Consider the following 11,810-nt stretch of genomic DNA (forward strand, 5'->3'; position numbering starts at 1 on the left):
TAAACAGTAAAGCAGTTAGGAGTAAGTTCTCATAAGCAGAGGAACCTTCTACCTGCTTTTTGTTTTTTTGGAATATTTATTGGACCCTATGCTTATAATGAATTAGATATTAAATTTGTTAAAAACTTTTAAACAATACGACAGTATTCGACAAATATAACACTTATAACGTGGTACTATGTAATTTGGTCAATATGAAACACATATTTCTAGATAAATTAATTGGAAGGTTATAATCTGAATTTCTAAGAAAGGTATTTAAAAAATGAAAAATAATAAAGTAATAAAAAATACAATCTATCTCTTAACCTTGTCAGTAGTTATACTAACTGTGACAGTGTTAAAAAAAGAGTCACTTATTTTAGATTCATTTTTCTTTGAGTGGATGAACGCTTGGTCAACACCGAAACTGCATGCATTTATGGAACAAATCGTGTTTCTTGGATCAACAGAAGGCTTATTTATCTTAACAGTACTAACACTACTGGTACTACTTAGAAAGTATCGTTTTGATTTAATGGTGCTGTACTTATCGATTATGAGTTGTGGCCTTGTGGTTACCTATGCAATGAAAAAATTCATTCAACGACCAAGACCTGCGGCAACAGTCTTTGTAGATTTTTGGGGGTTAGGAGCCGATAGCATTTCTTACAGCTTTCCAAGTGGTCACGCTATGAAATCTACCTTATTTTTTGGATTTTTAACATGTTGCGTATATTTACATATTAAAAACAAAGGAATCAAAGCCAGTTGGATCGGCATAGCGACTATTATTGTACTCAGCGTTGGTGGGGGACAAATGTTAAATGGCAGACACTTTTTCACAGATATCATTGCGGGTTATTTAGTAGGACTAAACTTGATATTTGTAAATATATTGCTATATGGTAAGTACAAAGAAAAAGTGGATCATATAATGATGCAACTTCCAAGAAAGTTACCACGTAAAATAAGAAGAAATGTATAAAATCAACCTTGAATTTTAATTCAAGGTTTTTTGTATATTTGAAGCTGAGTTCATATGTTCAAAAAGGATCAACATAGACGAAAATCTATATCTAATATATAATGTTTAAAAAGAATTTGTTCTACGTTTATACTATATTTGAAAGACGTAAAGTAGCTATATAATACTACAAGCAGGGGGAGAAAGTGTGACAAAACTAAGAGATCAAAATAAAAGAATATTGATATTTACAACAGTCATCATATTGATGGCTGCAATAATAATAAGACTGCTACCAGAAGATAAATTAAGTAATGGTCAAGTAATTTATGTTTCTGCTGGACTAGATCATACCGCAGCTATTAGAGATGACAATAGCCTGTGGATTTGGGGTAGAGATGGAACAGGTACTTTTTATAGAGAAGAAGGGGATGAAAACAAACCCTTTAAAATAATGGAGGATGTTGTTAAAGTATCTACGGGAAAACTGTATACCATGGCAATTAAAACAGATGGTACCCTTTGGGCATGGGGAGATAACAGTGGAGGACAACTAGGAGATGGGACCTATAACCATCGTAATGAACCGGTAAAAATAATGGAGGATGTAACTACTGTTTCAACAGGGTTTAATCATACCATGGCAATTAAAAATGATGGAAGCCTATGGGCTTGGGGAACCAATAGCTATGGAGAGCTAGGAGAAACCATAACAGAAAGTACAAATACACCAGTAAAAATAATGGATAACGTAGCAGATATCTCTCTAGGTGGAGAGCACACCATGGTTATAACAGAGGATCGAACCCTATGGGCACTTGGGAACAATCTTTTTGGACAGTTAGGGGATCATACAAACAGAAATACGAACAAACCAGTTAAAATTATGGAAAATGTTAAAAGTGTTTCAGCAGGCATGTTTAGTCATACAGCAGCCATAAAAGAAGATGGGAGTTTATGGACCTGGGGTTATAACGAACACGGAGAACTGGGTGACGATACAATAGGCGGGCGCAATACGCCAAAAAAGGTAAAAGAGGATGTTATTCAGGTTTCTGCAGGTAGAAATCACACAACAGCCATAAAAAGTGATGGTAGCTTGTGGATTTGGGGTAATGACATTGTAGCATTAGAGGGGATCGCTTCAGAAGAAAGAAATAAACCAGGAAAATTCATGGATGACGTTTTGAAAGTTTCTGCGGGACGATTATATACTACTGTTATAAAAAAAGATAGAACGCTATGGGCATGGGGAGTAAATCAACTAGGGCAACCAGATCGATCTCTTGAGCAACGAAGCATACCAATGCAAGTTAAATAAATAAGTAAATAGTTATAGAGAAATAAAAAGGAGGAGTATGAAAATGAAAGTTGTTGCATTAAACGGAAGTCCAAAGAAAGATGGAAATACCTATCACGCACTTAATATCGTAGCGAAAGAATTACAAAAAGAAAATATTGAAGTAGAAATAATAGATGTAGGGTCCCATAATATTAGCGGTTGTATAGCCTGTGAAAAATGCAAGGAAAATAAAAATGAAAAATGTATTATTGACGATGAAGTAAATGTAATCATTCAAAAAATGAAAGAAGCCGATGGGATGATCCTTGGTTCACCGGTTTATTATTCAGGAATAAACGGTACAATGAAAAGCTTTTTAGATCGTGCTTTTTATGTTGCAGGGGCAAATGGTGGATTATTTAGACACAAAGTAGGCGCCTCAGTGGTTGCACTTAGACGCTCCGGTGGAATATCAACTTTTCAACAATTAAACAATTATATTACATACTCTGAAATGCTAGCACCAACTTCAAACTATTGGAATATCGTTCATGGTAAGCTGCCAGGAGATATGCTAAAAGATGAAGAAGGCGTACAAATCATGAGAATCCTTGGTAAAAATATGGCATGGTTATTAAAGTTACAGAAAAATGGTAAAGATGTAGAGGCACCAGAAAAAGAAGGAAAAATAAAGGTAAACTTGATCCAATAATGTTTATTAGATGCTATTAGACATAATTCAGAAATTTTACGATTAAATGAACAAGGCTCCATAGTTATGACGTTGGTATCAAATCAACACATACTATGGAGCCTTTAAAAAATCCTATAGTCAATTAGTATTTAAATTTATCGATACTTTTTTGTAAATCAATTGCCAATTGTGCTAATGAATCACTAGCAGTAGCAATTTCTTCAATAGAAGCGGTTTGTTCCTCTACAGATGCAGATGCTTCCTGCGTTGCTGCAGCATTTTCCTCTGAAATTGCTGATAAATTTTCGATGATACTAATAATCTCATCTTTCTTATTTTCCATATTTTCTTTAGATTCATTTACTTCAGCAATAGCATTTTTGATCTTTTCAATGGCAATGGAAATACCCTCAAACTTATTATTAGTTTCTTCTACACTTTGGGTTTGGTAAGAAACAACTTCAGACATCGTGTCCATTTTATCCACTGCAAAAGTAGTTTTATTGGTTAAATCCCCAATAATTTGGTTGATCTCTTCTGTGAATACATTGGATTGTTCTGCTAAAGTTCTGATCTCTTCAGCAACAACAGCAAATCCTTTGCCCGCATCCCCAGCCCGTGCAGCTTCAATAGCAGCATTTAGCGCTAAGAGATTTGTTTGCTCTGCAATACTGCTAATCATCTGACTTGCCTTTTCTATTTGTTTTGCACTTTCATTGGTATTTTCAATCGTATCATGAATATCCTTCGTAATTTTATTGCTGTCCGCTGTTTTAGATAATAGATCATTAATTGTTTCAACACCTTCGTCTTTTAGGCGACTAACTTCAGAGGTAGCTTCATTAAGAGAAATAACGGATTTTGAATTATTTTCTATATATACACCTAAGTCATTTATATGCCCAGCTCCAGCTTCTGTTTCTTGAGCTTGTCCAGATGCACCACTTGCAATTTCCTCGATAGTTTTTGCAACCTCTTCAGCTGCTACAGAGGATTGTTGACTATTTTCAGATAGTTGATCTGAAGAGTGGGTTGTTTGTTTTGCCATATCACTAATGCTTTTAATTAACCCAACAATATTATGATTCATATTTTGTATCGATTTGGTTATCATGCCAATTTCATCTTTACGTTTTAAGTGCTTATATGCTTTATCTTCATCCGTAAAAGATAAATCAAAGTTTGCTTGTTTATGAATTAAATTAGATAAGTCTTCTATTGGTTTGCTGATCCAAGTACCTAATCCCATACCCGTAATAATGGAGAAAATAATTCCAATTACTAATAATATAAGATTTATCCTTGATGTAACAGCAGTTACCGGAGCACTTGTAAACTCAGCAGGTACTCTCGTAAGTAACTTCCAGTCATTTGTACCAGGAATAGTACTAAAGTATACTTCTGTTGTTGTATCTTCAAATACATATTCTTCCCGACCAAATTCTTCATTCAAAATAGTATCAGACGCATTTGTAATTTCCTCTGGTATAAGATTAGATGCAACAGAAATATTTTCATCTATAATTAGGTTAGGGTTAGGATGAAGGATAATCGTCCCATCACCGGAAACAACATAGGAGTAAGAATCCTCGTGGGCCACCCTAAAAGGTTCTATAACATGACTAAAAGAAGATAAATTAACAGAGGCACCCATTAAACCAATTATTTCCCCAAACTCGTTGGTAATAGGGGTTGCAATAACAGATATAACTTCGCCAGTAGATACAGAAACAACTGGTTCTGAAATAACCGTTTCACCCTGCATAACTAGGGGGAAATAGTCTCGATCCCGTACATTACCTTCAATACCTCCAGTAGTTGTAAAATCACCATCTGTGTCTGACACAAATAGCAAATCATATGTATCGGTATTTTGAGCATGTTGACTTTCTAAAAAGTCTCCCATGATATCCCAGTCCATCGTTTGTACCATGTCTGTTTCCGAAAAAATCTCAATTTTTTCTGCTTCGTTTTGTAAGATTGTCCCTAATAAATTGGCATTTGAAACTACATTTTGTTCTTCATCGTTTTGTACGTAATCACCAAACATGTCCGAAACTAAAATTCCGGTTGTGATCGTAGAGATTAATACCATAATCATAACCATGATACCAATAATAAGTGATATTTTGTTTTTAAGTTTCTTTAACATGGTTTTTCTCCTCCTTTGTATATTTCATTAATGAAAACTTTAGTGATAAGCATACGCAAGTGCTCCTTAATAATATAGCCGCTAGACTATTATAACAGTAAATTATCCTAAGTAAATTTATAAAAAAATTCCATAAATAATGATAATTACAATTGTTTAAAAGCGTAGACAACTGACAAAATTGGATTGTTATAATAAAAGTCTTATGGTGTTTCTATTTTTCTCTTACCCAGCATGAGAACTAAAAAACAGATATTACAAAGAATTATTGCATCTTTTATCGGTCCATGTTAAGGCATGAAATCATGATAAATAAAGCATTACCAATATGGACTAAAGCTTTAATCTCCTATATAATGGTGAAAAAAAGAGAATGTTTTACTATAATTTAGTCAGAGGGTAACAAAGAGAATTGAATAAAAATTATAGAAAAAGCAAGGAGGCTATGTATGAATCAGTACCATTTAGTAGATGTTAATGAAATCAAACTAGCAGGCATCCCCTGCATACATATTAAACCAAACTTTATTAATGAAAACTTACCAACGGTGGTTTTATATCACGGATGGTCATCCAACAAAGAAAACTTTAAATTCATTGGAACAATACTAGCCCAAAATGGCTATAGAGTCGTTATTCCAGACTCAATTGATCATGGGGAAAGAGGCGCATTAGACTATGAAAGTATAGAGGTGATGCAGGCTAATTTTTGGAGAGTAGTATTCCAATCAGTTAATGAGTTTACAGATCTTATAACAGAAGCGATTAAAACACTAGATGTAGACAACAATAAAATTGCTGTCATGGGTAGTTCTATGGGAGGATTTATTAGTAGCGGGATCTTCGCACAAAATGAAAACATAAAATGCTTAGTTAATATGAACGGTGCCTGTGCCTGGGAAAATGCAGAATATCACTTTAGAAAACTACATAATCTTGAGTTTGCAACAGGAGAACAAATGGAATACATAAAAGCAAATGATCCAATTAAATCAAAAGACACATTCAGGCAAAGGGGCATCCTTCTATTACATGGTGACAGTGACACACAAGTACCTATCGATACACAAAGGTATTTCTACAACGAAATTAAGGATATGTATAAAAGTAGTGAGAACATCCAGTTGATAGAGTCGCCAAATCTAGATCACTACAAAACAGTAAAGATGATAGAGGATAGCTTAGACTGGTTAAATCGATTTCTAAAATAATAAAAGCTATATAAGGAAGGGGACACATATGAAGGAAAAAATAGCCCATATAATTAGTGTACTAACCGTCGTTCCAATTATGGCATTAGTAGCAATATTGGTTCTTCACTGGAATCAACCAGCGTTCTTTGGCGGCGGTTTTTGGTTAGTCTGGACCCTATTCTGTTTAGTACTAATACCAATTAGTGCCTACGGACTGAAAAATCAATTTGACAAATTTAAAAACGGCCGAGAGGGAGAGCGAAACTTTGCCTTTATAATGGGCGTACTTGGTCAAGTTGTAGGTTTAATCGGTGCATTTGTGTTTAACGCGCCACTAGGAGTGAGAACTTTTTTTATGACATACTTTATTGCAGGCATACTATTAAGTTCAGTAAACTTTTTAGTAAAAAAGAAGGCCAGCGGTCATGCCTGTGGAGTAACAGGACCATTATCTTTTTTAGCAGTGGTTTTAAACCCTAAAATTTTACTAAGTCTACTCATGCTACCCGTTGTTTTTTGGGCACGATTAACCCTAAATAGACATACCTTAAGCGATTTAATTATTGGAAGTTTCATTGGTATTACAGCAACAATTATTTCAGTGAATATTTTTCTTTAAAAAGTTACTGAAATTTTGTTACTACATACTTAGTTTATACTCAGTTGAAAAGAGGTTGCAGAAACAATAAAAGGATCTATCAAAATTGATTGGTCCTTTTGTAATTTAAATAATAAAAATACATCAAAATGAAAGGTATTGTAATTTTTCCACAGAATAGTTATTATAATGTCTTTTATGATACTTAATGCAGAGACTAGTAGGGGTCAGGGGTTTATATATAAAGAAAATAGTGATAATGATGAAAAGCAATAAATAATGTGACAGCTAATAGAATTCCAAATAACAATATATGTGAAAAGAACTAATTAGCAATTAAGCGTAGTTCTTTTCACGTTTTTGTATAAAACAAAGAGCAGCACAGTAAATAATAACTACCGTTAGATATTAGGGGGATAAAATATGAAACAATTTAGAAAATGGACAAAAAATAATCTAAGCATAATATGCATAGTTCTAATTATTGCGCTTACGATTACATCTTTAATGTTAGTAAATGAAAAGATCCACAATCGAAGAGGTTTTGAAGGCTTTCTAAATGAATTTTATTTTATAAATAGAAGTTTAAGTCATCGCCTAGAAAGTGTGTTAGAGCAAGAAGAGGTTAGCAACGAACAACTAGCGAAACTATCTAGAGAGTTTAAAAAAGTGTATGTTGCACTCAGAACTGCAGATAGACTTTTAAAAGATAATATAAATGATGGATTTTTTGACTTAATAAACCTAGGTGCTTATCAAGTTGATGAAATGATATTTAGTGCAAACCTAGATTCTACTAGAGAAGATTTAATAAAAATAAAAGAAAAAATATTATATATTAAAGAAAATTTATATTCAGAAGAAACAGGGCAAGAAAATAGAAATCTGTCAATTGAGGAGTTTAATAATATTATTTCTGTATTAGATCGCTTTTAACTTGTCTGAAATTGAATAGTAAATAGTACTAGGGGGATTAAAATGCCATGGTGTCCAAAATGTAAAGAAGAATATAGAGAAGGATTTGTCACATGTAGTATGTGTGATAGTGAATTGGTTACTTCGCTAGAGGGGATGGATAATAATAAAGTTTATAAAAAGAAGCACATTTATTATCCGTAAGTAGTGACTTAGAAGCCGCAATGATCGAATCACAACTACAGCAACATCAGATTCCTGTTTTAAAGAAGCATAGAGGTGCCGGTGGGTACGTGTCAATATATATGGGAAGATCTAATTTAGGGATTGATTTATATGTGCCTTCAGCATTGCTTGAAAAGGCACATGAAATAATAAAGGTTTATAAAGAAGAAATAGAGACAGATATAGATGAGAAGGATGAAGTTGAGGAAAAAATTAAAGGCGACTGGGAAGTTTCGTATAACAAAAAAAGAAGAATTAAAATATGGATTCTTATTTTATTTATTATACCAGGATTTACATGGATTATTATCTCAATGATTTTGAACTTACTTCAACAATTTATTTAATAAGCCAATGTAAGAAAAGTACAATATTAATTAAACAACATAACATGCACTTATTAATCGTCCCTTCAACTTCAGCTTAAGGAGGTATCATAATAAGTGCTTTTGTTTTGTATTATTGTTCTATTTATTAAAAATGTCTGATAAAATAAAAGTATAAGAGGACAAACATGGGTAGAAGGGATGATCACGATGAAACCATCAGTACAAGAAAGAATACTAATTATATTAAATAGGTTTTTTCAAGAGGTTGTAGCGTATAAATTTAATGAAAAGTATGGAAACCAATGGTTCGAAAAAAATCTAATACCTTTTATTAAGGCTTACGTACAAGACAGTAGTAATAGCAATGATAAAAACTATGAGAAATATAAAGTCTTTTTAAATAAAAACAATGGTAATTATTCAAAGAATGACATAGATGTCACCTTTGCCAGTAGCGTGTTACTGTATGAGAGTGAATTTAAATTAAATTTGAACAGTAACGAAAGAAAGTTATTAAATCAACTGAGAATAGCAAGAAATGATTATGGACATGCCACAGAAATGAACCCATTACATAGAACATCCCTAAATAGTAAAACTATTTTAGATTTGAATAACGCTATACAAGTATTTGGTGAAAATATTTTCACATCAGATGTACTTGAAGAATTAGAAGACTTAGAACAAACAATATTAAACCCCACAAATGAAACAGGAGGAACTACAAAAACAAAAAAAGAAATATCAATTTTTGACCAAGAATATAACAGAGCAGAAAATTTAGTTCAAAAAGGAAACCTAGAAGAAGCCCATGCAATTCACAAAGAACTAGATTCCCAAGGGCATACCCCCTCAACTATACGGTTGGGAGACTTTTTCAGAATGGGCATTTTTGTAAAACCTGACATAGAGCAGTCCATCAGATGCTATGAAAGAGCAAAAGAACAAGGAGAAACATCTATTTCAGAATTAATAATAGCCTTAGAACAATTAAAACAAAGCATGAAAGCGGCTAAAGAAGACCCCGCAGCCCAGTTTAAGTTAGGAATTGTATACGAGGAAGGCAAACTCTTGCCACAGGATAAAGAAAAAGCATTGTATTGGTATGAAAAAGCGAGTATACAAGGAAGCATACTTGCCCGCAATAGAATAGAGAGTTTAGCAAAAACAGGTTATAAAAAAGCCCAGTATACCTTAGCAAAAGCTTATGAATTAGGACAAGGTGCAGCAAAAGATTTAGATAAAGCTTTATTATTATACGAAAAGATTCTATACGAAAATGAAAATCAAAACGAAGAGCAAGCATTACAAAAAGTAGAGGAATTATCAGAGAGAAGTCCTGAAAGTCAGTATCAACTAGGCATGTACTATAATCAACTAAAAAATTATGGAGAAGCATACATATACATAAAAAAGGCTGCAGAAAGCGCCCATAGCCAAGCCCAAAATGCACTAGGGTATTACTATTACAATGGTTTAGGAACAGATAAAGATTTAGTAAAATCCTTTAAATACTTTGAAAAAGCAGCGAAACAAGGTTTGGCAAAAGCCCAAAGTAACTTAGGGTTAAGTTATAAAAAAGGCACTGGTGTACAAAAAGATATACAAGCAGCAATTAAATGGTTTACAAAAGCAGCAGAACAAGGGGATATAAAATCAGAGCGAAGATTAGGGCAATTTTACAAAAAAGGTAATGGCGTAGAAAAAAATGAAAAATTAGCTTTTGAATACTTTGAAAAAGCAGCAAATAAAGATGATGTAATAGCCCAATACGAACTTGCACTTTGTTATGACCTAGGGCGAGGTGTAGAAAGGGATTATGAACAAGCAGTAAAATGGTATAAAAAAGCAGCCTATCAAAATGACAGTGATGCACAACACAACTTAGGCTTGTGCTATAAATTTGGAGATGGTGTTGAAAAAGATTATGTAGAAGCCTTTAAGTGGTTTGAAAAAGCAGCCAATGCTGGAAATAAAAGAGGCCAGTACAATATTGGGCAATGCTATGAATATGGCACAGGGATAGATATGGATAAAGAACAAGCAAAAAAATGGTATAAAAAGTCTGCAGACCAAGGTTGGGAACGAGCAATTGAAAAGCTTCAATCTGAAATTTAGAGTCAGTAAAAGTACACTTTAAATATGAAAATGACCCCATGTAATAATATAGAGAATATGATATAATTTAATAACATAAGTAACGGGCAAGGGGGAGCGTATGGAAGCTATATTAGAACAAATATTAGGGCAGTTAAAAGATTTAAAAGATGGGCAGGATAAAACAAATAGTAGATTAGACCGGATAGAAACAAGACTAGAAAATGTTGAAGAACAGTTAGTAATGGTAAAAGAACAGGCTATTGATTTAACAGAATTTAAGACCGACACAACTGAAAGTCTAGAAGAAATCAAAGATGGCATAGAATTTTTACATCATAAGGAACAGATGAACGAAAAAGAAATATATAAGTTGAAAACCAGAAAACAATTTCAACTGTAAATTATATTTACCACACAAGGACCTCTCAAAAATCGAGAGGTCCTTTTTAATGATCAAAAGTAATTAAGCATAAACATTTTATATTCTCTAATTAGCTAGACTCTATAATACAATAAATATATGTATTATATTGGAAGGTTTAGTAATACCTTTGTAGAATAGTTAATGTAATGAAAAGTAGCGCTGATTATAAAAAGAAGTGATTCTCAGTAATAAATATTGAGTATGTAAGACGGAGGGAAACTAATGGAAAGAAAGGCACAATTTTTAAAAGTCTCAGGAAAATTAGGCATTGGTATTGCAATAGTAGGATTACTCATAAATGTAGCAGATCAACCAGTAAAAGCCCTAACCGGAGGCTTTTTTGGCGTGGTAAATGGCATAGCATTAATAATTTTAGGAAGAACAATTCAAAATGTGGATTACTTAAAAAAGAAATTAAATGTAAGTCTACCCAGCGAAGTAGGTAGCCAATTACTTCAAACTACATGCTTTGAGTGTGGTTATAGATTTGATTACAATTCCCATAAGTGTCCTAGTTGTGGAAGTAGCAAAGAACAATCGAAAGTGTAATTTAATATTAAGTGATCGTTTTATACAGTAGGGAGGAAATTCGAATGAAAAAATGTAAAAAATGTTCAAATGAATTTAAAAGAGAAGATATAATGAAATCGTTACTATTAGGGTATAAACCGGTTAAATGTGGTTCTTGCAATACCGAGTACGTAGTTAATTTTAGGACTAGAATTATAATGGGACTTTTATTGGCAGGTGCAGTTGTGCTTGGTGCAGGTCTAAAAAATCCTTTCGTGTTCTTTATTTTAATTGTTCCGATTTTATACATGGCTCCTAACTTTGCAAGTTATCGCATTAAAGAAGATTCATAAAAATTATATAACAGGAGCATTCCTGTAATTAACTAAATTTGAACTTTGCAAAGAAAGAAACCTCGCAGTAAAATGAAATTATCACTGGC

Annotated in this window: 13 protein-coding genes; 12 read left to right on the plus strand and 1 reads right to left on the minus strand. The window is 33.0% G+C overall.

Annotation, left to right across the window (positions count from 1 at the left end; translation table 11 throughout):
* Positions 1–265 precede the first annotated feature (265 nt).
* The 3 genes from RH915_RS10150 (at position 266) to RH915_RS10160 (ending at position 2,940) form a co-directional block, all read left to right on the plus strand.
* The gene (locus RH915_RS10150; protein WP_310479817.1) at positions 266–967 is read left to right on the plus strand and encodes a phosphatase PAP2 family protein; all 702 of its coding nucleotides are present in this window, start codon (positions 266–268) and stop codon (positions 965–967) included.
* A 187-nt stretch (positions 968–1,154) separates the two neighbouring features.
* A complete protein-coding gene (locus RH915_RS10155; protein ID WP_310479818.1) occupies positions 1,155–2,267 on the plus strand; it encodes an RCC1 domain-containing protein in 1,113 nt (370 codons plus the stop codon).
* Positions 2,268–2,310: 43 nt separating this feature from the next.
* On the plus strand, positions 2,311–2,940 hold the full coding sequence (locus tag RH915_RS10160) for a flavodoxin family protein (RefSeq protein WP_310479820.1): 630 nt from the start codon (positions 2,311–2,313) through the stop codon (positions 2,938–2,940).
* Between the two features lie 124 nt (positions 2,941–3,064).
* On the opposite strand, the gene RH915_RS10165 is transcribed toward RH915_RS10160, so the two are convergent.
* Complete coding sequence (locus tag RH915_RS10165; RefSeq protein ID WP_310479822.1) at positions 3,065–5,074, minus strand: methyl-accepting chemotaxis protein; 2,010 nt, start codon at positions 5,072–5,074, stop codon at positions 3,065–3,067.
* 449 nt (positions 5,075–5,523) lie between these two features.
* Between RH915_RS10165 and RH915_RS10170 the strand changes: the two genes are divergently transcribed.
* The 9 genes from RH915_RS10170 (at position 5,524) to RH915_RS10210 (ending at position 11,721) form a co-directional block, all read left to right on the plus strand.
* The gene (locus RH915_RS10170; protein ID WP_310479825.1) at positions 5,524–6,285 is read left to right on the plus strand and encodes an alpha/beta fold hydrolase; all 762 of its coding nucleotides are present in this window, start codon (positions 5,524–5,526) and stop codon (positions 6,283–6,285) included.
* A gap of 28 nt (positions 6,286–6,313) precedes the next feature.
* Complete coding sequence (locus RH915_RS10175) at positions 6,314–6,886, plus strand: phosphatase PAP2 family protein (RefSeq protein ID WP_310479826.1); 573 nt, start codon at positions 6,314–6,316, stop codon at positions 6,884–6,886.
* A 402-nt stretch (positions 6,887–7,288) separates the two neighbouring features.
* Complete coding sequence (locus RH915_RS10180; RefSeq protein WP_310479828.1) at positions 7,289–7,801, plus strand: hypothetical protein; 513 nt, start codon at positions 7,289–7,291, stop codon at positions 7,799–7,801.
* Between the two features lie 42 nt (positions 7,802–7,843).
* Positions 7,844–7,984 carry a hypothetical protein gene (locus RH915_RS10185; RefSeq protein WP_310479830.1) on the plus strand — a complete coding sequence of 47 codons (141 nt, stop codon included), beginning with the start codon at positions 7,844–7,846 and terminating at the stop codon, positions 7,982–7,984.
* 20 nt (positions 7,985–8,004) lie between these two features.
* Positions 8,005–8,352, plus strand: a complete 348-nt coding sequence (locus RH915_RS10190; protein WP_310479832.1) for a hypothetical protein — start codon at positions 8,005–8,007, stop codon at positions 8,350–8,352.
* A 189-nt stretch (positions 8,353–8,541) separates the two neighbouring features.
* The gene (locus RH915_RS10195; protein WP_310479833.1) at positions 8,542–10,452 is read left to right on the plus strand and encodes a tetratricopeptide repeat protein; all 1,911 of its coding nucleotides are present in this window, start codon (positions 8,542–8,544) and stop codon (positions 10,450–10,452) included.
* Positions 10,453–10,552: 100 nt separating this feature from the next.
* Positions 10,553–10,834: a hypothetical protein gene (locus RH915_RS10200; protein ID WP_310479834.1), complete on the plus strand. Its 282-nt coding sequence runs from the start codon at positions 10,553–10,555 to the stop codon at positions 10,832–10,834.
* Between the two features lie 246 nt (positions 10,835–11,080).
* A complete protein-coding gene (locus RH915_RS10205; protein WP_310479835.1) occupies positions 11,081–11,407 on the plus strand; it encodes a hypothetical protein in 327 nt (108 codons plus the stop codon).
* Positions 11,408–11,451: 44 nt separating this feature from the next.
* Positions 11,452–11,721 carry a hypothetical protein gene (locus tag RH915_RS10210; RefSeq protein ID WP_310479837.1) on the plus strand — a complete coding sequence of 90 codons (270 nt, stop codon included), beginning with the start codon at positions 11,452–11,454 and terminating at the stop codon, positions 11,719–11,721.
* Positions 11,722–11,810: the final 89 nt, after the last annotated feature.

The organism is Serpentinicella sp. ANB-PHB4, from assembly GCF_031432315.1.
Taxonomy (GTDB): domain Bacteria; phylum Bacillota; class Clostridia; order Peptostreptococcales; family Natronincolaceae; genus Serpentinicella.